Origin of the sequence: Arthrobacter liuii (assembly GCF_014639275.1) — a bacterium.
In the GTDB taxonomy this organism is placed as follows: domain Bacteria; phylum Actinomycetota; class Actinomycetes; order Actinomycetales; family Micrococcaceae; genus Arthrobacter; species Arthrobacter liuii.
In genome coordinates this window covers 142,459-164,324 of record NZ_BMFW01000006.1, presented here as the reverse complement: position 1 = coordinate 164,324, position 21,866 = coordinate 142,459, and the positions used below count along the sequence as shown (strand labels likewise).

Annotated in this window: 15 protein-coding genes and 1 pseudogene; 7 read left to right on the top strand and 9 right to left on the bottom strand. The window is 66.7% G+C overall.

Translation table 11 applies throughout. The features are described from left to right. Together IEW19_RS09665 and lipB are read right to left on the bottom strand one after the other, a co-directional pair. A pseudogene (locus IEW19_RS09665) lies at positions 1-128 on the bottom strand (lipoyl synthase); the annotation flags it as partial. Continuing rightward, positions 125-793, bottom strand: coding sequence for a lipoyl(octanoyl) transferase LipB (gene lipB, locus IEW19_RS09660; protein ID WP_188571414.1), 669 nt, complete (start codon positions 791-793; stop codon positions 125-127). The pseudogene IEW19_RS09665 and the gene lipB, both read right to left, overlap by 4 nt. Positions 794-930: 137 nt before the next feature. On the opposite strand from lipB, the gene IEW19_RS09655 reads away from it, so the two are divergent. Continuing rightward, complete coding sequence (locus IEW19_RS09655) at positions 931-2,571, top strand: serine/threonine-protein kinase (protein ID WP_188571413.1); 1,641 nt, start codon at positions 931-933, stop codon at positions 2,569-2,571. Between the two features lie 64 nt (positions 2,572-2,635). Here the strand turns inward: IEW19_RS09655 and IEW19_RS09650 are convergent, their stop codons facing one another. Continuing rightward, positions 2,636-3,538, bottom strand: a complete 903-nt coding sequence (locus IEW19_RS09650) for a TIGR01777 family oxidoreductase (RefSeq protein ID WP_188571412.1) — start codon at positions 3,536-3,538, stop codon at positions 2,636-2,638. Positions 3,539-3,611: 73 nt separating this feature from the next. Between IEW19_RS09650 and IEW19_RS09645 the strand changes: the two genes are divergently transcribed. Continuing rightward, positions 3,612-7,139 (top strand): S41 family peptidase, encoded by a 3,528-nt coding sequence (locus IEW19_RS09645; RefSeq protein ID WP_188571411.1) that lies wholly within the window; start codon positions 3,612-3,614, stop codon positions 7,137-7,139. Between the two features lie 82 nt (positions 7,140-7,221). On the opposite strand, the gene IEW19_RS09640 is transcribed toward IEW19_RS09645, so the two are convergent. From IEW19_RS09640 to IEW19_RS09620, 5 genes are all read right to left on the bottom strand, one after another. Beyond that, on the bottom strand, positions 7,222-7,650 hold the full coding sequence (locus IEW19_RS09640) for an OsmC family protein (RefSeq protein WP_188571410.1): 429 nt from the start codon (positions 7,648-7,650) through the stop codon (positions 7,222-7,224). A 140-nt stretch (positions 7,651-7,790) separates the two neighbouring features. Then, complete coding sequence (locus tag IEW19_RS09635) at positions 7,791-8,144, bottom strand: hypothetical protein (protein WP_188571409.1); 354 nt, start codon at positions 8,142-8,144, stop codon at positions 7,791-7,793. A 160-nt stretch (positions 8,145-8,304) separates the two neighbouring features. Beyond that, the gene (sucB, locus tag IEW19_RS09630) at positions 8,305-10,071 is read right to left on the bottom strand and encodes a 2-oxoglutarate dehydrogenase, E2 component, dihydrolipoamide succinyltransferase (RefSeq protein WP_188571408.1); all 1,767 of its coding nucleotides are present in this window, start codon (positions 10,069-10,071) and stop codon (positions 8,305-8,307) included. 114 nt (positions 10,072-10,185) lie between these two features. Then, positions 10,186-11,568, bottom strand: a complete 1,383-nt coding sequence (gene lpdA, locus IEW19_RS09625) for a dihydrolipoyl dehydrogenase (RefSeq protein ID WP_188571407.1) — start codon at positions 11,566-11,568, stop codon at positions 10,186-10,188. 254 nt (positions 11,569-11,822) lie between these two features. After that, positions 11,823-13,346, bottom strand: a complete 1,524-nt coding sequence (locus tag IEW19_RS09620) for a leucyl aminopeptidase (RefSeq protein ID WP_188571406.1) — start codon at positions 13,344-13,346, stop codon at positions 11,823-11,825. 255 nt (positions 13,347-13,601) lie between these two features. Between IEW19_RS09620 and IEW19_RS09615 the strand changes: the two genes are divergently transcribed. The 4 genes from IEW19_RS09615 (at position 13,602) to IEW19_RS09600 (ending at position 18,989) form a co-directional block, all read left to right on the top strand. Beyond that, positions 13,602-14,540 carry a proteasome assembly chaperone family protein gene (locus IEW19_RS09615; RefSeq protein WP_188571405.1) on the top strand — a complete coding sequence of 313 codons (939 nt, stop codon included), beginning with the start codon at positions 13,602-13,604 and terminating at the stop codon, positions 14,538-14,540. A gap of 51 nt (positions 14,541-14,591) precedes the next feature. Further along, entirely contained in the window at positions 14,592-15,935 is a 1,344-nt protein-coding gene (locus tag IEW19_RS09610; protein WP_188571404.1) for an MFS transporter, read from the top strand. 112 nt (positions 15,936-16,047) lie between these two features. Continuing rightward, entirely contained in the window at positions 16,048-17,391 is a 1,344-nt protein-coding gene (locus IEW19_RS09605; protein WP_188571403.1) for a DUF4192 family protein, read from the top strand. 293 nt (positions 17,392-17,684) lie between these two features. Beyond that, positions 17,685-18,989, top strand: a complete 1,305-nt coding sequence (locus IEW19_RS09600) for an RNA polymerase sigma factor (protein WP_188571402.1) — start codon at positions 17,685-17,687, stop codon at positions 18,987-18,989. Positions 18,990-19,196: 207 nt separating this feature from the next. Here the strand turns inward: IEW19_RS09600 and IEW19_RS09595 are convergent, their stop codons facing one another. Further along, on the bottom strand, positions 19,197-19,418 hold the full coding sequence (locus tag IEW19_RS09595) for a DUF7455 domain-containing protein (protein WP_139028897.1): 222 nt from the start codon (positions 19,416-19,418) through the stop codon (positions 19,197-19,199). Positions 19,419-19,673: 255 nt separating this feature from the next. Here IEW19_RS09595 and IEW19_RS09590 point away from each other — a divergent pair, with 255 nt between their 5' ends. Next, positions 19,674-21,782, top strand: a complete 2,109-nt coding sequence (locus IEW19_RS09590) for a DNA gyrase/topoisomerase IV subunit B (protein WP_188571401.1) — start codon at positions 19,674-19,676, stop codon at positions 21,780-21,782. Positions 21,783-21,866 lie beyond the last annotated feature (84 nt).

Sequence of the window (21,866 nt, the reverse complement as noted above, 5' to 3'; positions counted from 1 at the left end):
TTCAGCCCGACGAACTCGGGGCCCATCTGGACTTTGGCCTTGATCCACTCCGGTTTGCGTTCCACGGGAACGGCCGAGTTACGCTGCTCCACGCGCAGCAGCTTCCGGCCTTCAGGTGCCAATGTCACAGTAGAGCTCCTTCAGGGCTCGAAACCAATGCTTCTTCATGTTTGCGGAATTCCTCCACGAACCGGTCCACGATGTGGGCCGGTCGGATGTCCTGGCCAGTCTCCAGGGACATGGTGGTCACCCCGGCGTCGGTGATGCCGCACGCGATGATCTGACCGTATGGTGCCAGGTCATTGCTGCAGTTGATGGCGACGCCGTGCATGGTGACGCCGTTCAGGACGCGGATGCCGATGGCGGCAATCTTGCGGTCAGGTCCTTTGGCATCGGCCTTGATCCACACGCCCGCGCGCCCCTTGATGCGTTCAGCCTTGATTCCGTAGTCCGCCATGACGGTGATCATGATCTCTTCGAGGCGCTCCACGTAGTCCCGGATCCCGGCGCGGTTCTTCAGTTTGAGGATGGGGTACGCAATGAGCTGGCCCGGTCCGTGCCAGGTCAGCTTGCCGCCGCGGTCCACCGCGACGACCGGCGTACCGTCGAACGGCCGCTCGTGGTCTTCGGTAAGCTTGCCCGCCGTGTAGACGGCGGAGTGTTCCAGGAGCAGGACTGTGCTGGGGGCAACTCCGCCGACAACCTTGTCATGGAGTTCGCGCTGGGCATCCCAGCCTTCCACGTAATCAACAAAGTCGGGGGCAAGACCCAGTTGTGAAAACTCAAGAGTCATGGGATCCAGCTTAGACCCCGCAGCCGGGTCGGCCCGGTTTAGTGTCCAAGCTCACCGGCGGGACCCTTTGTGACCGGGCCGGGCAGGGGCTGTGGATAACTTCTGCAGCATGGCTGAAACTCGGCTAGACATGGACTATGGACGATGCACAGGCGCCGGATGTTCCCGGTTACGACGTCGGCCGGCTGCTGGGCCGGGGCGGCAGCGCAGACGTGTGGCTGGCCACCGAACAACGGACGGGAAGGGATTATGCGCTCAAGTGTTTCCGCGCCGCGGGCAGCAGGATAGGCGCCGGCGCAACCATCGCTGGGCAGGACGTTCGGCGTGAAATCCGCATCCTGTCGGTCCTGGACCACCAACACCTCATCAAGGCCCACGACGCGGTCCCTGTCGCGGGAGAAGGCGGTGGCACGGCCCTGACCATGGATTATGCTGCCGGGGGTTCGCTGGCCCAGTTGGTGTCGGCCCGTGGCAGGCTCAGCGTGGGGGAGACGGTCACGGTCCTGACGCCCATCGCCCAGGCCCTGGCCTACCTGCACGGCAAAGGGTTCACGCATTCAGACGTCTCGCCGGGGAACGTGCTGTTCACCGGGCAGGGAAAACCAATGCTGTCCGACGTCGGCGTCGCCCGGATGCTGGGCGATCCGGGCCGCGTGGGGACAGTCGGAACGGGCGGGTTCCTTGACCCGGCGCCGGTAGACGCCGTCCGCGCCGGTCTCCAGCCGGAACGCGACGTTTACTCGCTGGCGGCCGTGGGCTGGTTCTGCCTGACGGGTGAAGCGCCGGGACGCACGGCGGACCGCCCGCCGTTGTCTCTCCTGGTGGCCGCCGTCCCCAAGGACCTTGCGGCCGCACTGGAAGCGGGACTGAACGATGAGCGGCGGCTGCGCCCTGACGCGCAGGCGCTGGCCACGGCCGTTTACCGCAGTGCCGAACCGCAGCCGGTGGACCTCGCCGATGCCGTCCATCCCACGGTCCTGCCTGAGCTTGTGACCCGGCGCCACGTTCCCGCTGGATCAAAGGTCAGTGCCCTCCGGATGAAACTCCAGGGCCTGCGCCGCCGGGTGGCGACATCCCGATGGTCCGTACGGCCGTCGTCGGCACCGAACGCAATTCTGACCGGAGCAAAAGCCGCTGCGGCGTCCCGCGGAAAGCATGTGGATGGGCCCGCTGGTGGCGGGGGAGGGCGGGTGCTGCTGCTGGCTGTCCTGCCGGCAGTTGCCGGTGTTGCGGTGGTGGCCTGGTGGCTTTCGGCGGCTGCGGGGGAGGGAATGCGGGCCGGGGCTGCCGCATCCGGGTCGCCACTGGTGTCCGCAGCCCCATCCGGAACCGGCGCAGGCGGCGGGCCGGGAGCTGCTGTCCCTCTTGACGAGGCGCGGCAGCGGGCGGCGGCAACTGATCCCGTGGTGGCTGTGCAGGGGCTGGCGGCGCTGCGTGACCATGCCTTCAGCAGCGGTCGCCTGGAGCTGCTGGCGGACGTGAACGCGCCGGGGTCGTCCGCGGCGGCGGCCGACCAGCGCCTGGCCAGCCAGTTTGCCGCCTCCGGCCGGCGCCTCGACGGGTTCAGCACCATGCTTTCCGAGGTGACCGCGGAGGACGGGGCCACCGAGGACCGCGCCGTGGTGCGGGCAATGTCCGCTACGTCCGGATACCGGATGGTTAATTCAGAGGACATCGTGGTGGCCACGGGGGCACCCAGTCCGCCGCAGCTGCTCCGGCTAGTCCTGGTCTCTGTGAATGGCCGGTGGCAGGTCAGCGACATCCTGCCGGGCCCATGAAGGGCCGGGACTTTGATCTGTCCGGCCCCGGAAGGAGGAAGACGCTTGCCGGATCCCACCGTGGCTAGGCGGTGCCGTCCTTGACTGCCACCCACTGTGAAGCGTCGGCCAAGCGTCCGTGCTGCCATCGGAAGCCGGCGGCTGACAGGACCGCCGGCTCCAACCGCTGGCTGTACAGCAGGAGCTCTTCGCCGAGCCCAGGCATGACGGCGCGCAGCACAGGGGCAGGGACCCGGAGCGCGGCCGGACGGTGCAGGGCGTGGGCCAGTGCCGTGATGATTGTGTTGACGTCTGCCTGCTCCGGTGCGGCCACGTTGACCGGGCCGGAGACCCGGGAGTCGAGGAGGAACAGGAAGGCTGCGGACACATCGGGAAGCGTCACCCAGGGCCAGAACTGCCGACCGTTGCCGAACGGACCGCCAACACCCAGGCGCAGCAGCGGAAGCAGCTTTCCCAGTGCTCCTCCGGAACGGCTGAAGACAACACCAGTGCGGGGCGTCACCACCCGCACCCCCGGTGGCGCCATCAGGGCGGCCTGCTCCCACTCAACGCAGATCTGCGCCAGGGTCCCGTAGCCTGCTGCAGCATCTTCCCGCAGGACGGTGTTGCCGGCATCGCCATAGTAGCCAGAACCTGACTGGCTGATGAAGGTGGCCGGCGGCGTCTCGGCCCGTGCCATGGCCTGCACCAGGGTCCTGGTGGGTCCCAGCCGGGAGCTGAACAGCTCCTCCACGCGCCTCCGCGTCCACGGCCGGTCACCGATGCCGGCACCGGAGAGGTTGATCACGGCGTCCGCGCCGGCAAGCACGTCCGGATCCAGGATGCCCGCCGCCGGGTCCCAGCGCACTTCGGCGGGATTGGCAGGGGGCCGGCGGACCAGGGTTGCCACCGAGTGGCCGGCATTGCGGAGGGCCGCGGACATGGAAGTGCCGATGAGCCCGGAGGCGCCGGCCATGACGATATGCATGGTCCATCACACCACGGCAGCGCGGGTTGTGTACCTCCCGCGGGGCAGGGGAGGGGTTGACTATGATCGAACGATGACCTCTTCGAGCTACTTCCGTTTCCCGCACTTGCACGGCGATCTGGTCACATTCGTGGCCGAGGACGACGTGTGGATTGCGCCCCTGGACGGCGGCCGGGCCTGGCGTGTCTCGTCGCTCCAGCTTCCTGCCCGCAACCCGCGTTTCACGCCTGACGGCAAGCGCTTGGTGTGGACCGTTGTGCAGGGAACGGCTCCGGAAGTGGTGTCGGCCCAGGTCGACGGCGGCGGATACCGGCAGCTCACCTACTTTGGCCACAGCACCACCAGGGTCAAGGGATTCACCGCCGGCGGTTCCGTGGTGGTCACCAGCGCGTTCCGCCAGGCTGAGAGCCGGCACACCCACGCCTACAGCGTTCCCCTTGAGGGTGGTTGGGCCCAGGAGCTCCCGTACGGGCCGGTGGAGTCAGTTGCCTACGGACCCGAAGTGGGCGATGAGCGTCCGGTGGTGCTGGCGAGTGTACTGTCCCGCGAACCGGCGTGGTGGAAGCGGTACCGCGGCGGCACGGCCGGCAAGTTGTGGATCGACCGGGACGGCAACGGTGAGTTCGAGCGCCTGCTGCCGGACCTTGACGGCAACCTCACCGATCCCCTCTGGGTGGACGGCCGGATCGCCTTCCTGTCCGACCACCAGGGCTACGGCAACCTGTACTCGGTCCTTCCCAACGGGAAGGACCGGCGCCGCCATACTGATCACCAGGACTTCTACGTCCGCCATGCCGCCACGGACGGGAAGCGGGTCATCTTCGAATCCGCCGGTGAACTGTGGGTCCTCCAGGACCTTGGCTCGGATGCGGTAAAGCTGGACATCACCCTGGGATCCGCTTCACAGACCAGGCGCCCCGCGCTCCTCGATGCCGTCAGGCACCTGGGGGCGGTGGCCCCGGATGTGGCAGGTGCCGCCAGCGCTGTGGAGTCGCACGGGACCATCCACTGGCTGCGGCACAAGGACGGGCCGTCCCGCATCATCGAGGCCACTCCGGGCGTGCGCGGCCGGTTGCCCCGGCCCCTGGGCGATGGCCGTATCGCCTACATCGCGGACCATGACGGCGTCGAAGCAGTGCACATCAAGGACATCGCAGCGCCCGTTCCACACAGTGCCGGCCAGGCTGCTGCAAGCGGCAGCAGGCCCTCCACAACTTCGGGGATCTCCGCGTTCGAAGCCGATGCCGGGAGCACAGCCCGGCCCGGGGCGGAAGGGCCGGAGACCGTCAGCCTGCCACAGCCGGTGCCGGCGGCCGGCGCAGCGGTGCTGGCGGGAGCCGCTGCCCACGTTCCCGCAGACGACGAGCAGCAGGCGGACGTTGCACCGCCGTCCGCAGCTCCCGCAGCTGACGCCCAGGCATCGGCAACTGAGGCAGCCATCACTGTCGCAACGCCGTCGCGCGCCAGCTCCCTCGAAGCAAGCCCGGACGGCCGCTGGCTTGCCTTGGGAACGTCCTTCGGTGACGTCTACGTGCTGGACACCCTCAGCGGGGACCTCACCCAGGTAGCCAGCATCGGCGAAGGCAGCATTTCGGAACTGGCGTGGTCCGCAGACTCGCGCTGGCTTGCCTGGTCGGAGCCGGTCACGTCCTTCGGTTCGCGCAGCCGGCTTCGCCTGGCCACCGTGGACCAGCTCGACGCCGGGCCCGTGGAGGTTACCGACGGACGCTTCCGCGACGCCTCGCCCGCCTTCACCCCTGACGGCAAATTCCTTGCCTTCCTCTCCAACCGCAGCTTCGACCCGGTGTACGACGGGCATTCGTTCGATCTTTCCTTCCCCAGCCCCATCAAGCCGTACCTGGTGGCACTCGCGGCTGAAACGCCGTCGCCCTTTGGCCCATCGGTGGATCCCGCAGGCGAAGAGCTGGAGGCGGACGGCACCGACGCAGGGGACGCCGGGGAAAGCGCCGTGCCTGCGGTCCACGTGGACGCGGAAGGCCTGGCGCACCGCGTGGTCAGTGTTCCCGTTTCCCAGGGCAACTACAGCTCGCTGCAAGCCGTTGACGGTGCGCTCCTCTGGCTCGACTCCGTCCTGGCCGGCGTGACCGGCGACGGAAAGGCCAGCCAGGATGACAAGGACGCCCGCCCTGGCCTGGTCCGCTATGACATCGCAAGACGCAAGCAGGCCATCCTGGTGGATGCCGTGGACAGCTACCGGCTGTCCGGCGACCGCAGGAACGTGGTGCTGGTTTCGGATAAACAGGTGACCGTGGTTCCGGCGGACGCCAAGGCGGACGAGGAGTCCGGCAAGGTGGTCAAGGTGGACCTGGGCCGGATCCGGGTCCTGATGGACCCGCTCAGCGTCTGGGGACAGGCGTTCGACGAAGCGTGGCGCCTGCAGCGTGACTTCTTCTGGACGGAGGACATGGCCGGGCAGGACTGGGAGTCCATCCATGAACGTTACCGCCCCCTGGTGGACCGCCTTGGCTCACATGATGACCTGGTGGACCTGCTGTGGGAGCTGCACGGCGAACTGGGGACGTCCCACGCCTACGTGCGCCCCGCTCCGGTTACCGAACGCGGCAGCCGGGGACAGGGCAGGCTCGGTGCCGACCTCGCGCACACCGGCCGGGGCTGGGAAATCACCCGCATCCTGGCCGGCGAATCCTCCGACCCGCTGGCCACCTCGCCGCTCACCCGGCCGGGCGTCGGTGCCAAGGCGGGGGACATCCTCCTGGCCGTCGACGGCGTCCCGCTGTCCGAAAGCGTCACCCCTGCCATGCAGCTCGTGGGAGCAGCGGGCCGCCCTGTGGAACTGACCCTCCTCAACGGCTCCGGACACCGTGGTGCTGAAGGCACCCAGCGCCGGGTCGCCGTCGTGCCCGTCAAGGACGAGGAGCGCCTCCGGTACCAGGAATGGGTCGCCGGCAACCGGCGGACCGTCCGGGAGGCCTCCAACGGAACCTTCGGCTACCTGCACATCCCTGACATGATGGCCAACGGCTGGGCACAGCTGCACCGCGACCTCGATACGGAAACAGCACTGGACGGCCTGATCGTCGATGTGCGGCGCAACCGCGGTGGACATACATCCCAGCTGGTCGCGGAACTGATTGGCCGGAAGGTCACCGGTTGGAGCATGCCGCGCGGGGAGAAGCCGCGTACCTACCCGCACCATGCGCCGAGGGGGCCGGTGATCATCCTTGCGGACGAGTTCGCCGGGTCCGACGGCGACATCATCACCCAGGTGTCAAAGCTGCGCGGCATCGGTCCGGTGATCGGCACGCGCACCTGGGGCGGCGTGGTGGGCATCGACAACCGGTTTGCGCTGGCTGACGGCACCGGCGTCACCCAGCCCCGCTACGCCAACTGGTTCAGCGGCGGCGTTGGCTGGAGCGTGGAGAACTACGGCGTCGACCCGGACATCGAGGTGACCTATCCGCCGCACGCTTACGCCGCCGGACGCGATCCCCAACTGGAATACGGCATTGGGGCCCTCAAGGAGATGATCCAGGAACTGCCCACCGACCGGCCGCCGGCACGCTCGGGATACCGCCGGTTGAAGCCCGCACCGCTGCCGGCCCGCCGGCAGGAAAGCTAGCCCCACCGGCAACGGCAAAGGCCCTGCCCTTCCGGAGAATTCCGGAGGGCAGGGCCTTTGCCGTTTTGCGTGGCGGCGCGGCCTAGGACTGGAGCGTGGCGTCGAGGGTGATCTCGATGCCGGTGAGTGCCTGGGACACGGGGCAGCCCTTCTTGGCGGCCTCGGCAATGCGCTGGAAGTCTTCCTCCGAGATGCCGGGGATGCGGGCGTTGAGGGTCAGGTGGCTGCCGGTGATGCCGGTGCCGGGCTGGAAGCCAACCTCTGACTTGGTGTTGATTTCCTCGGGCGTGAAGCCGGCCTGGCTGAGTTCATGGCTGAGGGCCATGGAGAAGCAGGCCGAGTGGGCCGCGGCGATCAGCTCTTCGGGGCTGGTCTTCCCGCCGGCAGCTTCGGTGCGCGCCTTCCAGGTGACATCGAAGGTGCCCAGGCCGGAGCTGTCCAGGGTGGTATTGCCTGAGCCTTCGGTCAGGCTTCCGGTCCATACGGTGTGGGCGTTACGTGTTGTAGCCATGTCTCTCCTCAACGTCGGTTCGATCCGGGTCCGGCAGCCGCTGCCGGGCCCACCGCTTCCCATCCTAGGGACCGGGCACCTCCGGTGCACGGATTGTCCGCTCTCAGAGGATTATGACCGGGTTCCGGATTTATGGGCGGCTACTGCCAGATGGTGGCGATGGCGATGTTGATCAAGGCCAGGCCGCCGACGCCGTGGGCGAGTCCGGTGGATACGGGCTCTCCGTTCTTGACCTTGCGTGTTCCAATAACGGCCAGGACTGCCACCACAATGGCGATCACGAACTTGATGCCGAGCTTGGCGTAGTTGGGGTTCGAGTCCGGCAGGAACGGAAGGATGCCCATCATGGCGATGCCGGTGAGGAGCTGCAGGAAGGCGCCGTCACGCTGGCGCGGGTGCACGGTAGGGGTGCGCATGGTGGCGATCCAGTAGCCCACGATCATGGCGGCCCCCACCACGTGCAGGAAAACCAGGATGTTGAAGAGAATAGTCATGGCTCCAGCTTAGCCAGTCAGTTCTACAGGCCGTAGCAAAGCCACGCGGTCGCCTGCCTGCGGCCACCGGCGGGGCGCTCTTGGTTAAACCGCGACGGCGGCGCCGGCGTTGGGACGTTTCCCGCCCTTGCTGGCACCGCCGACTTTGGACTTCCTGTGGCTACAGTCCCAGGTCCGCTTCGAAGGCGCCTTCTTCAAGGCGTGCCTTCAGGGTCTGGAGGAACCGGCCCGCGTCGGCGCCGTCCACCAGGCGGTGGTCGTACGTCAAAGACAGGTACATCATGGAGCGGATGGCGATCGAGTCGTCACCGTTTTCGTCGGCAACCACAACGGGCCGCTTGACGATGGCGCCGGTACCCAGGATGCCCACCTGCGGCTGGTTGATGATCGGGGTGTCGAACAGGGCCCCTACCGAACCGATGTTGGTGATGCTGAACGTGCCGCCGGACAGTTCGTCCGGACCGATCTTGCCGTCGCGGGTGCGGCTTGCAACGTCGGCGATCTTGCCGGCCAGGCCGGCAAGGTTCAGGTTGCCGGCGTCGGAGATCACCGGAACCAGCAGGCCCTTGTCGGTGTCGACGGCGATCGCCAGGTGCTCGGCGTTGTGGTACGTGATTTCCTGCTTGGCTTCGTCGTACGCAGCATTGAGCTTGGGGTGCTGCTTGAGGGCCTCGGCCACTGCCTTGGCGATGAAGGGAAGGAAGGTCAGCTTGGTGCCGTTCTGGGCCTGGAACGAGTTCTTGGCACGGGCGCGCAGCTTGGCGACCTTGGTCATGTCCACTTCGTGCACCTGGGTCAGCTGGGTGGAGACCTCAAGGGACTCGCGCATGCGCCGGGCAATGACCTGGCGGATGCGGGGAGCCTTCTGGGTGGTGCCGCGCAGCGACGAGGCAGCCGCACCCGAGGCGGCAGGGGCGGAAGCGGAGGGGGCTGCGGCCGGAGCTGCGGCGGGAGCGGCCTTGGCTTCAGCGGCGGCGATGACATCCTGCTTGCGGATGCGGCCGCCAACACCTGTACCGGAGAGCGAGGAGATGTCCACGCCGTGCTGGTTGGCCAGCTTGCGGACCAGGGGAGTGACGTAGCCGGACTCGGAACCTGCGGCCGGTGCGGCTTCCTGTGCTGCCGGAGCGGCGGGTGCCTGTGCGGCGGGGGCAGCCTGCTCGGGGGCCTGCTGGGCGGGAACAGCCTGGGCAGGTGCAGTCTGTGCGGGGGCCGACTCCGCCGGTGCGGGCTTGGGGGCCTCCTGCTGGGGAGCCGGGGCCGGGGCCGGGGCCGCCTGGGGAGCCGGAGCAGCGGCAGCGCCGGACCCAATCACGGCGAGCACGGAACCGACTTCAGCGGTCTCGTCCTCGTTGACGCGGATTTCCTGCAGCGTGCCGGCAACCGGCGACGGGATCTCGGTGTCCACCTTGTCGGTGGAAACTTCCAGCAGCGGCTCATCGACCTCTACGGAGTCGCCTACTGCCTTGAGCCAGCGGGTGACGGTGCCTTCGGTAACGCTCTCGCCGAGCGCGGGGAGGGTGACCTCGTGGCTTTCGCCGCCGCCGGCAGCCGGGGCTTCCTGGGCGGGGGCTTCCTGGGCAGGTGCTGCTTCAGCCGGTGCCGCCTGGGCCGGAGCCTCCTGTGCAGGTGCCTCCTGGGCGGGCGCGGCAGCAGGGGCTTCCTCGGCGGGAGCGGACCCGCCGCCGGAGCCGTCGCCGATGCGCACCAGCGGTGCACCAACCTCGGCGGTCTCGTCTTCGGCGACGAGGATTTCTTCAATCACACCAGCTACCGGAGAGGGGATTTCAGTGTCTACTTTGTCGGTGGAGACTTCGAGCAGCGGCTCGTCCACCTCTACCCGGTCACCTACCTGCTTAAGCCAGCGGGTGACGGTTCCTTCGGTGACACTCTCACCGAGCGCGGGCAAGTTAACGGATTCAGACATGTCGTCCCCGTTCTCCTTATTTATCTTTAGTGCGAATGGTTGCTGCCTTGTTGGAAGCCTAGTGCACCCGGTCTGCGCGACCGGGTGCACCGGGCCTGGTAATGCTGGGGAAAACTAGCCGTGCAGCGGCTTGCCGGCCAGCGCCAGGTGGGCTTCGCCGAGGGCTTCGTTCTGGGTGGGGTGGGCGTGCAGCAGCTGCGCCACATCCTCCGGGTAGGCCTCCCAGTTCACGATCAGCTGGGCCTCGCCCACCTGCTCGCCCATGCGGGCACCGATCATGTGCACGCCCACCACGGGGCCGTCCTTCTGGCGGACCAGCTTGACCAGGCCTGAGGTGCCCAGGATGGAGCTCTTGCCGTTGCCGGCCAGGTTGTATTCCTGGGTCTGCACCTGGTCTTCGCCAAACTTTTCCTTGGCTGCCTTCTCGGTGTAGCCGACAGTGGCGATTTCGGGTTCGGAGTAGGTGACCTTGGGGATGTTGATGTCCTCGACGACAACCGGCTTCAGGCCTGCGATCTCCTCGGCCACGAAGATGCCCTGCTGGTAGCCGCGGTGGGCCAGCTGCACGCCGGGGACGATGTCGCCCACGGCGTAGATGTTGCCGACGCCGGTGTGCAGGCGCTCGTTGGTGATGACGAAGCCGCGGTCGATGGTGATGCCGGCGTCCTCGTAGCCCAGGTTGGCCGTGACGGGGCCGCGGCCGACGGCGACCAGCAGCAGGTCTGCTTCAAACGTCTTGCCGTCCACCAGGGTGACCTTGACGCCGTCGTCATTCTGCTCGACGCCCTGGAAGAAGATGCCCGTGGAGAACTTGATGCCGCGCTTCTTGAAGGCACGCTCGAAGTTCTTGACGATCGTGGCGTCCTCGTTGGGAACGAGGGAAGGCAGGCCTTCGACGATGGTGACGTCCACGCCGAACGACTTCCAGACCGAGGCGAATTCGACGCCGATGACGCCGCCGCCCAGGATGATAGCGCTCTTGGGGATGAAGTCCATGGTCAGGGCCTGGTCGGAGGTGATGACCTTGCCGCCGATTTCCAGGCCTGGAAGGGTGCGCGAGTAGGAGCCGGTGGCCAGGACGATGTTCTTGCCCTTGTAGGCGGTGCCGTTGACCACGACGGTGTCGGTGCCCTGCAGCTTGCCTTCGCCCTCGATGACGGTGATGCCCTTGGACTTGATGAGTCCCTGCAGGCCCTTGTACTTGCCGGCAATGATGCCGTCCTTGTACGCGTTGACGGCGTTGATGTCGATGCCGTCGAGGGTGACGTTCACGCCGTACTTGGCGGAGTCACGGGCGTGGTCGGCCAGCTCTGCGGAGTGCAGCAGCGCCTTGGTGGGGATGCAGCCGTTGTGGAGGCAGGTGCCGCCCAGCTTGCCCTTCTCCACGAGGCCGACGGTGAGGCCGAGCTGTACCGCACGCAGCGCTGCAGCGTATCCGCCGCTGCCGCCACCGAGTACCAGGATGTCGAATTCTTGCGCAGTTGCCTGATCGGCCACTAAAACGCTCCCTCGCGTGAACGATGACGCGTTCAGCGCGCATCATCTGGTCTTGGAACTTGCACTGCCGTGATTATGTCAGCAGGGCAACTCTCTTGCATTTGTGACTACCGTGGTTCACCTTAGCGAACCACCTATCCATGCTCCACCTTGGCACTGCGTTTGTGGAGCGCTTGTGTCCAGTGTCACGCGGCCCTGTGGCACAGGGATCACTGTGCCGCAAAGCCGCGTGGCACTAAGGTGCCTGCCCCCGCTTAGGCGGCAGCCAGAATGTCCTCCACGTACGCAACCAGGGTGCGGACGGTGCATCCGGTGCCCTGCTTGTGGGTGTAGCCATACGCGCTTCCGTTATTAAAGGACGGCCCCGCAATATCGATGTGCGCCCAGGGGATCTGTTCGCCCGCCTTGTCCTTACCCACGAACTCGCGCAGGAACACGGCAGCGGTCATCATGCCGCCGTGCCGTTCACCGATGTTGGCAAGGTCCGCCACCTGGGAATCCAGGCTGGGGCGCAGTTCTTCCGGCAGCGGCATGGGCCACACCAGTTCGCCGGCGCGGTCAGCTGCGGCCTTGAGGGGACCTGTGACGCTGTCGGATCCCATGATTCCGGCGGTGCGGTTGCCCAGTGCGATGAGCTGCGCGCCGGTGAGGGTGGCGACGTCGATGATGGCGTCGGGGTATTCGCGGCTGGCAGCGACGATGCCGTCCGCCATGACCAGCCGGCCCTCGGCGTCCGTATTAAGGACTTCCACCGTCTTGCCGCCGAACATGGTCAAGACGTCGGCAGGGCGCGACGCGCCGCCGCCGGGCATGTTCTCCGCGATGCAGAGCCAGGCGGTCGCCTTCACGGGCAGGCCCAGGCCGGCGAGGGCCAGGACAGTGTTAAGGACGACGGCGGCACCGGCCATGTCGCTCTTCATGTCACCCATGTTCAGGGCCGGCTTAAGGGAGATCCCGCCGGTGTCGAACGTGATGCCCTTGCCGACGAGGGCGACCTTGGCAGTGGCCTTGGCGGGGGAGTACTCGACCTTGACCAGGCGCGGCTGCCGGGTGGAACCCTTGCCCACACCCATGATGCCGCCAAAGCCTTCCTTCTCGAGGCGCTTCTCGTCCCAGACGGTGACTTTGACGGGAAGGCCTTTGGCCAGGTCTTTTGCAGCCTCCGCAAACGATTCCGGGTACAGGTGGCTTGGAGGGGTGTTGACCAGGGACCGGGTGGCGTTAACGGCCTTGGCCACCAGCCCGGCCCGTTTCAGTGCGCCGTCCAGGTTCCCGTTTACTGCCAGCTCGGTAAAGATGACGGCATTGCGGACAGGATCCTTGAGCCCGTCGGCGGAGGACCGGAACTCCGTGAAGGAGTAGGCCCCCAGCGCGGCACCCTCGGCGAGGGCGGCGACATCCTGGACCGTCGCCGTCGGAAATGCCAGGGTGACCGTGGCCAGGCCGGCCAGCTGCCGGACGGCCGATCCGGCAGCGCGGCGGAGCAATTCTCCCGTGGGCTGTCCGCCGGCCGAAACTTTGCCCACGCCGGCGAGCACCAGGATGCCGGCCCCGGTCTCGGGCAGGCCCGGCAGGCGGACCAGCTGGTCTGCGGCGCCAGTGACTCCGAGCGCCTTCAGGGAGTCGGCGACTGCCTCGGCCGACTTCGCCGTCAGCGGGTTGTCCAGCAGGACAGGTCCGTCGGTTCCCTGCCCCACACCGATGACCACTGCATCGCTGGGGTTCTTCTTCAGGTCCCGCGAGACGGTACTAAGGTTGATTTCAGTATTCTTGACCACAGGGATGAGTCCTCGATTCTCGAAACGTTCGGGCAGGGATGCATATTGGGCGCTCTGCCATGGTGGCCCGGATCCGGCCGTTCTGGACAGTGCCCGGGTGCGTGCAAGCCCACCTGGCAGGCCAGTTCCGATCGTAGCCCTTCCTCTGCGCAGCAGGAGAATTTCCTGAGATGTGCGCCACACCGCGCCCCGGAATGCCAGGTGTCCCTGCCGCGTTATGCCTGATGTCCACCCGAACCCTGAAAGGAACATGCCGTGCTTGAACGGATTTCCGGCTCCCTGCTGGACCCCGACGCGCTCTATGCCAGCAACATAGAGCTGTTCCACAGCCCGGAGCTCCAAGGGCTGAACATGGTCATGGGATTCACCGGCTTTGCCGACGCCGGCCACGTGGTGAAGCAGATTAACGCCGAACTGCTGGACACCCTCGATGCCCAGCCTGTTGCGGTCTTCGACGCGGACCAGCTGATTGACTACAGGTCCCGCCGGCCGCACCTGAGCTTCGTGGAAGACCACGTCCAGGACTACCAGGAGCCCCGGCTGGCCCTCTACCGCTTGGTGGACGGCCTGGGGAAGCCCTTCCTCCTGCTGGCCGGCTTCGAGCCTGACCTGCAGTGGGAACGGTTCGCCCGCGCCGTGGTGACAATTGTGGAGAAGCTGGACGTCAACCTGGTCACCTGGATCCACTCAATTCCCATGCCCGTGCCGCACACCCGGCCCGTGGGCGTGACGGTGCACGGAAACCGGCCTGAGCTGATCGAGGGCATCTCGGTGTGGAAGCCCACCGTTGAAGTTCCCGCCGCTGTTGGGCACATCCTGGAACTGCGCCTCGTGGAGGCCGGACGCAATGTTGCCGGATACGTCATCCACGTCCCGCACTACCTTGCTGAAGCGGAGTACCCCACCGCCGCCGTCGCCGGCCTGGAATACCTGGGTGCCGCGACGTCCCTGATGCTGCCCACCGACCGGCTCCGTGAATCGGGCCGGGAGGTCGGCCGCCAGATCGCCGAGCAGATCGAGGCGTCCGAGGAAGTCCGGCAGGTGGTGTCAAGGCTCGAGACCCGCTACGACGAAAAGGCGGACGGCATCGTGCGCCGGTCGCTGCTGGCCAACGAAAATGACGAACTGCCCGACGCCGAGGACCTCGGTGCCGCCGTGGAGGCCTACCTGGCCAGGGAAAACCCGGGGCAGTAGCGCGGCGTCACAGCTGCCGGGGTGCGCGCGCCGGCCGGGCATAATGATGTGGTGACTGCACCCCGCGCCTGGCTTATCTGGACCATTGGAATCTTCGGGTACCTGGTGGCCGTGGCGCAGCGGACGTCCTTTGGCGTAGTGGGACTTGAGGCAACCGAGCGGTTCCACGCCACCGCGTCTGCCATCTCCTTCTTCACGGTCCTGCAGCTGCTGGTCTACGCGGGCCTCCAGATTCCGGTGGGACTGCTGGTGGACAGGTTCGGATCACGGGCCATGGTCGCCGGCGGTGCGGTCCTGATGGGACTCGGCCAGCTGCAGATGGCCTTTGCCGAAAGCATTCCCGGGGGAGTCCTGGGCCGGGTCCTGGTGGGCGCCGGCGATGCGATGACCTTTATCTCGGTGATCCGGCTTATCCCCCTGTGGTTCGCGCCCGCCCGCGTCCCCCTGGTCACGCAGCTGACCGGCATGTCGGGCCAGCTGGGGCAGCTGTTCAGTGTCCTGCCCTTCGCGCTGGTCCTGCACCTGGCTGGCTGGACCCCCGCTTTCCTGATGCTGGCCGGGATGTCCGCGCTCGCCGTCGTACTGGTACTGCTGCTGCTGCAGGATGCTCCGCCGGGGACCGGGCGCCCGCACGCACGGCAGGGGCTCCGGGCCACCGGTGCCTCGCTTGCCCGGGCATGGCGGCAGCCCGGCACCCGGCTGGGGATGTGGAGCCATTTCACCATCCAGTTCAGCGGCACAGTGTTCGCCATGACCTGGGGCTACCCGTTCCTGATCTCCGGCCAGGGCCTGGATGCCGGCACCGTTGCCGCGCTGATGGCGCTGTACGTCGCTGCCGCCATGGCGGTGGGTCCCTTCATCGGCCGTTTCGTTTCGCGCCACCCGCTGCGCCGTTCCACCATGGTGCTGCTGATCGCCGGCGCCACCGCCGTGGCTTGGGCCGCCGTGCTGCTGTTGCCCGGACGGGCTCCGCTGTGGCTGCTGGCCGGCCTGGTGGTGGTGCTGGCCATCGGCGGTCCCGGTTCGATGATCGGTTTCGACTTCGCGCGAACCTTCAACCCTGCGCACCGGATCGGTACTGCCACTGGCATCGTCAACGTTGGCGGTTTCATCGCCGCCCTGGTGTCCATCTTCCTGATCGGCCTGGTGCTCGACGTCCTCAACGCCACCGGGTTCTCGCAGGGGGTGCTGTACGGCCTGGAGCCCTTCCGGCTGGCCCTGAGCGTCCAGTTCGTGCTCCTGGCGTTCGGCGCCGCAGCCATCCTGGCCTCCCGGCGGAAAGTTCGCCGGCAAATGGCAGCCGAGGGAATCGTGGTGCCGCCACTGCGCAGCGCCCTCGCCAGGCAGCGCCGGGAAAGCCTGGCGCGCCGCCAGTCCGCGCCCGTCGACGACTGACTGATCCTCCACAGGCCCGCTCTGACGCGGGTTGGACTGCCTGGCGGCCGACTTGTCCACTTACGACAAGACTCCCCTTATGCGGGGGTGGGTCCGGGCGAATGCTGGAGCCATGACAGCTTCAGAACGATTAACAGTCCGCGGGCCGGAAGACATTCTTGGCTTCATTCCACATTCCCTGGGGTACTGGCCGGCCTCCAGCATGGTGGCCATGACGCTGCACGGCACCAGGCTCGGCGCCACGCTGCGGCTTGACCTGCCGGGGCGGGAGGTGCAGGCCGAACCGGCGGAGTTCGCCCGTGCCGTCCGCCGCTACCTGGAGTCGGACCAGGATGCCGACGGCGCCCTGCTTGCCGTTTTCACCAGCGATGCTGGAATGGCCCCGCCGTCCGCCTACGACCTTCTGATCTCCGTGGTGCAGTCTGCCCTGGACCAGGCCGGGATGCCCGTCCGCAGCGCCTGGTTCGTGGGGGAGGAGTACTGGCGCGACGCTTTATGCGCCGATGCTTCGTGTTGCCCGCTGCCGGGGCGGCCCGTGCACGAGATCAGGGACAGCATGCTGAACACCGAGATGGTGTACCGGGGCAGCAGCGTCGGACCGGCTCCACGGGCCGGCAGCGCGCAGCCATCTCCGGTTCCCGCCATGCACCTGGCCGCCGTCCTTGAGGCGCAGTGCGGCTGGGAGGAGGAGCTTGGCGGGCGGTCCCGAAGCAGGGCGCAGTTCAACGCGGTCCTTGACTTCTGGGAGGCACTGCTGGACCGGTCCCAGGCCGGGCCGTGGATACCGGACGTCGAACGTGACGCCTTCCTCCGCGCCACGCTGCTCGTTCCCACCTGGCGCGACGCAGTGCTGGTCATGGCCGCAGCCGGACGGAACGCTGCAGAGGCCGGCGCCGAAGAGTACGGCGTCCTTGCGGACGGAAGTGGCGACGGCACGGACTTTTCGGTGGTGCCGCTGCCGCTGTTGCCTCCGGCGGCACCAACAGGCCGGCAACCTCGAATTCCGGGAAGTGGCATGGAGGTGGCCGGAGCAGCACGTGGCACACCCAAGGTGCGTGGCGGGAGCTATGGCTGCACTACAGTTTCCGGCTCCGTTCCTGCCGGCTACGGCGAGGTCCTGATGGGCGTGGCACCGGACGTGCCCGACTGGGCCGGCCTTGACGTTCTCGACCGGATTCTCGGGCAGTTGGCTGCGCTGGGAGGGCGTCCGGCCGCTGCGGCGCTGACGCTCCGTGGCTGGGTGGCGTGGTGCCGGGGCCGAGGCTCCTACTCGGCTGCCTATCTGGGCCAGGCCCTGGAACTGGAGCCGGAGTACCGGCTTGCGGAACTCCTGCTGGATCTCGTGGGCAGGGGAACACTCTGTGGCTGGGCCGCGCGGAAGGAAGCGGCCTGGCAGAAGTTCCCGGAGGATCCCACGGGGGAGGGAGGCGCCGTAAGCGGCAGGCCGACACCTTGACGGGCGGCGGTCACGGGATCGTCGGGGGTGGGTAGGCCAGGCAGCCGGAACGGATAGGGGCGGGGGAGGCCGGATCCGGGCAAATCATGAGACAATAGATGCCGAGACCCGGTTGGGTCCGTGTATCGAGTGCTTGTAGCCGTCCCCGCAAGGGAACATTACAGCCGCTCCGGGAGTTGTCTTAAGTGACTCTGCCGGCCGTGGTGGCGCTTGGTTTTCATCACGGACTTGACAGGGTCATAGTGGTGTTGCCCGTATGGTGATTCCACAGACCACCGCTAGAAAGGTTTTCTGTGACCCCGTCTTCCACGAAGAAGGATTCCGCCGCCCAGGATGTCTTGTCCCCTGAGGAGAAGCAGGCCGCGACCAATGCCAAGCGGGCAGCTACGCGGGCAGCCAACAAGGCTTCGGCCGGCGAAGCTGCAGCGGACGGCAAGCGCGAGCCCAAGAAGCGTGGGCCCAAGCCCGGCGCCAAGGCTGCAGGAAAGTCTGCCGCCGGTGACGTTAACCCGGACGAGGCCGAAGAAGTCGAGGAAGACCTCGACGACATCGCCCTTGAAGGCCCGGATGCAGCAGAGGACGCCGACGCCGATACCGCCAAGGGTGCCGCCGGCAGCGGCAAGGGCTTTGTCTACTCCGATGCCGACGACGATGACGCCCCCGTGCAGCAGGTCATGTCTGCCGGTGCCACGGCTGACCCCGTCAAGGACTACCTGAAGCAGATCGGTAAGGTGGCACTGCTCAACGCCGAGCAGGAAGTGGACCTTGCACTCCGGATCGAAGCCGGTCTGTTCGCCGAGGAAAAGATCGCCGCTGACGACGGGTCGATGGATCCGAAGTACAAGCGGGAACTCGAATTCATCATCCACGACGGCAAGCGCGCCAAGAACCACCTGCTGGAGGCCAACCTGCGCCTGGTGGTCTCCCTGGCCAAGCGCTACACCGGCCGCGGCATGCTGTTCCTGGACCTGATCCAGGAAGGCAACCTGGGCCTGATCCGTGCCGTGGAGAAGTTCGACTACACCAAGGGCTTCAAGTTCTCCACCTACGCAACCTGGTGGATCCGGCAGGCCATCACCCGCGCCATGGCCGACCAAGCCCGCACCATCCGTATTCCGGTGCACATGGTTGAGGTCATCAACAAGCTGGCACGCGTCCAGCGCCAGATGCTGCAGGACCTGGGCCGCGAGCCCACGCCCGAAGAACTGGCACTGGAACTGGATATGACCCCGGAAAAGGTCGTCGAGGTCCAGAAGTACGGCCGCGAGCCGATTTCGCTGCACACTCCCCTGGGCGAGGACGGCGATTCCGAGTTCGGTGACCTGATCGAGGACTCGGAGGCCGTCGTTCCGGCTGACGCCGTAAGCTTCACCCTCCTGCAGGAGCAGTTGCACTCTGTGCTGGACACCCTCTCCGAACGCGAGGCCGGCGTGGTCGCCATGCGCTTCGGCCTGACTGACGGACAGCCGAAGACTTTAGACGAAATCGGAAAGGTCTACGGCGTCACCCGTGAGCGGATCCGCCAGATCGAATCGAAGACCATGTCCAAGCTCCGCCACCCCTCCAGGTCGCAGGTGCTGCGGGACTACCTGGACTAGGTCCTCCGCTCCGCGAAACCACGCACGGGACAGGGGCCGTTTCGAATCCACTCAAGGTGGGTCCGGAACGGCCCCTGTTGTCTTTGGCCGCTGGCCGGGCCTGCGTGCGTTCACGTGGGGTGGGCCCGATGACCTGGAGGTCCTTAAACGGCTGCGGGACCCTTCCGTGGTGGAAGGGTCCCGCAGGTTCGCTTACCGATGCCTCATCTAGTCGATTTCCACGACAGCTTTCTCGTGAAGCTTTCCCGTTTCGTCGTGCCAGTCGGAGCTCAACGGCTTCAGCGTTGCCTCGACTGCACGGGCGTGGTGGCCGCAGAACAACAGCTCACCGCCGGAGGACTCGAGTACAACCCGGACATATGCCTGGGCTCCGCACCGGTCGCACCGGTCGAGTGCGTTTAGTGTGCGGTCTGCCACTGCTGTTGTCATATCGGCCTCCTTAGTAGATCAGTACGTCTATATAACCAGCATTCGTATCCAAACCATCGCAAGGATGGGGCAAGTTCGCTGTGCGCGTATCCGCAAGGTTCAGTCAAGAATCGCCAAGTTCCGCCAATCACGGGGCTTGGTGGCGCGCCGCACACCTGCTCAAGGTGTGGCAGACGGCGGTCACCGCCGGCGCCGACTACGCTGGAAGGTGCGGTCCCAGCGCCGCTTCCACGTCCCAGAAGGAGTTCATAACCAGTGGCACCAAGCTCTGAGTACACCGCCCGGCACCTCTCCGTACTGGAAGGCCTCGAAGCCGTCCGCAAGCGCCCGGGCATGTACATCGGCTCAACGGACTCACGTGGTCTGATGCACTGCCTCTGGGAAATCATCGACAACTCCGTGGATGAGGCCCTGGCAGGGTTCGGCCACGACATCCGCATCATCCTCCATGCGGACAACTCAGTGGAGATCCACGACGACGGCCGCGGAATTCCCATCGACAAGGAGCCAAAGACCGGGCTCACCGGCGTCGAAGTGGTGTTCACCAAGCTCCACGCCGGCGGCAAGTTCGGCGGCGGGTCCTACACGGCCTCCGGTGGCCTGCACGGTGTGGGTGCGTCAGTGGTCAACGCGCTGTCCTCCCGGCTGGACGTGGAAGTGGACCGCGGCGGCAAGACCTACAGGATGTCCTTCCGCCGCGGCGAGCCCGGACGGTTCAAGGACACCGGGTCCCGGCTGGACCCGGCAGCGCCGTTCACGCCGTTCGTTTCAGACTCTGTGCTGGACGTCGTGGGCAAAGCCAAGCGCGGCGTCACGGGCACCCGCATCCGGTACTGGGCGGACCGGCAGATCTTCACCCCTGACGCCAAGTTCTCCTACGAGGACCTCGTGGCCCGTGCCCGCCAGACTTCCTTCCTGGTGCCCGGCCTCAAGCTCACCGTGCGGGACGAACGCAAAGTGCCCGGGACCCCGGGCGAGGCGGGCCCGCACGAGGAGGTCTTCCACCATGACGGCGGCATCTCCGAGTTCGCCGAGTTCCTGGCGGCGGATCCGGCCGTCACCGATGTGTGGCGGCTGCACGGCTCCGGGAAGTTCAAGGAGACGGTCCCCGTCCTTGATGAACGGGGGCACAGCCAGCTGGCCGAGGTTGAGCGTGACTGCGAGGTGGACGTGGCACTGCGCTGGGGCATCGGGTACGAGAGCACCGTGCGCAGCTTCGTGAACATCATCGCCACCCCCAAAGGTGGCACGCACCAGTCAGGGTTCGAGCAGGCCCTCGTGAAAACCTTCCGGAAAGCGGTGGAGGTAAACGCCCGGAAGCTCAAAGCCGGCAACGACAAGATCGAAAAGGACGACATCTTTGCCGGCCTGACGGCAGTGCTGACCGTCCGGCTCGCCGAACCGCAGTTCGAAGGCCAGACCAAGGAGATCCTCGGCACCAGCGCCGTCCGCGCCATCGTGGCCCGGGTGGTGGAGCGCGAGATCTCCGCCAAGCTGTCCTCCAGCAACCGGAACGACAAGGCCCAGTCCTCGCTGCTGCTGGAAAAGATCGTCAACGAGATGAAGTCCCGCATCTCGGCCCGCGTGCACAAGGAGACCCAACGGCGCAAGAACGCGCTGGAAACTTCCTCGATGCCCACCAAGCTTGCCGACTGCCGGACGGACGACGTCGAACGCTCCGAACTGTTCATCGTGGAAGGCGACTCCGCGCTGGGCACTGCCAAGCTGGCCCGTTCCTCGGATTTCCAGGCCCTGCTGCCCATCCGTGGCAAGATCCTCAACGTCCAAAAGGCGTCGGTGGGGGACATGCTCTCCAACGCCGAGTGCGCAGCCCTGATCCAGGTGGTGGGCGCCGGCTCCGGGCGCAGCTTCGACATCAGCGCCGCCCGGTACGGCAAGGTGATCCTCATGACTGACGCGGACGTGGACGGTGCCCACATCCGGACCCTGCTGCTGACCCTCTTCTTCCGCTACATGCGGCCCATGATCCTCGAAGGCAGGGTGTTCGCCGCGGTTCCGCCGCTGCACCGGGTGGAGGTCATCAACGCCGGCCAGAAGGCCAACGAGATGATCTACACCTACTCCGAGGCAGAACTCCATGTCCTGCTGGCGCGGCTGGCCGGGGAAGGCAAACGGTACAAGGAACCGATCCAGCGGTACAAGGGCCTGGGGGAGATGGATGCCGAGCAGTTGGCCGAGACCACCATGGATCCGCGGCACCGCACCCTGCGCAAGGTGGGAATAGAAAACGCGCAGCAGGCAGAGGGGATCTTCGATCTGCTGATGGGTTCGGACGTGTCGCCGCGCAAGGACTTCATCATCGCCGGCGCATCGAGCCTGGACCGGGAGCGCATCGACGCCTGACAGGCGGTGGGACGGCGGGTGGGCGTGACGGTGCCGGGGTTTCGACAGGCTTAGCCGCCGCGGGACGCCGCACGACGGCGGCAG

What these genes read in the sequence shown, in the direction of transcription:
- lipB (WP_188571414.1), bottom strand. Translation starts at nt 793, where the DNA reads ATGACTCTTGAGTTTTCACAACTGGGTCTTGCCCCCGACTTTGTTGAT.
- IEW19_RS09655 (WP_188571413.1), top strand. Translation starts at nt 931, where the DNA reads ATGGACGATGCACAGGCGCCGGATGTTCCCGGTTACGACGTCGGCCGG.
- IEW19_RS09650 (WP_188571412.1), bottom strand. Translation starts at nt 3,538, where the DNA reads ATGCATATCGTCATGGCCGGCGCCTCCGGGCTCATCGGCACTTCCATG.
- IEW19_RS09645 (WP_188571411.1), top strand. Translation starts at nt 3,612, where the DNA reads ATGACCTCTTCGAGCTACTTCCGTTTCCCGCACTTGCACGGCGATCTG.
- IEW19_RS09640 (WP_188571410.1), bottom strand. Translation starts at nt 7,650, where the DNA reads ATGGCTACAACACGTAACGCCCACACCGTATGGACCGGAAGCCTGACC.
- IEW19_RS09635 (WP_188571409.1), bottom strand. Translation starts at nt 8,144, where the DNA reads ATGACTATTCTCTTCAACATCCTGGTTTTCCTGCACGTGGTGGGGGCC.
- sucB (WP_188571408.1), bottom strand. Translation starts at nt 10,071, where the DNA reads ATGTCTGAATCCGTTAACTTGCCCGCGCTCGGTGAGAGTGTCACCGAA.
- IEW19_RS09605 (WP_188571403.1), top strand. Translation starts at nt 16,048, where the DNA reads ATGACAGCTTCAGAACGATTAACAGTCCGCGGGCCGGAAGACATTCTT.
- IEW19_RS09595 (WP_139028897.1), bottom strand. Translation starts at nt 19,418, where the DNA reads ATGACAACAGCAGTGGCAGACCGCACACTAAACGCACTCGACCGGTGC.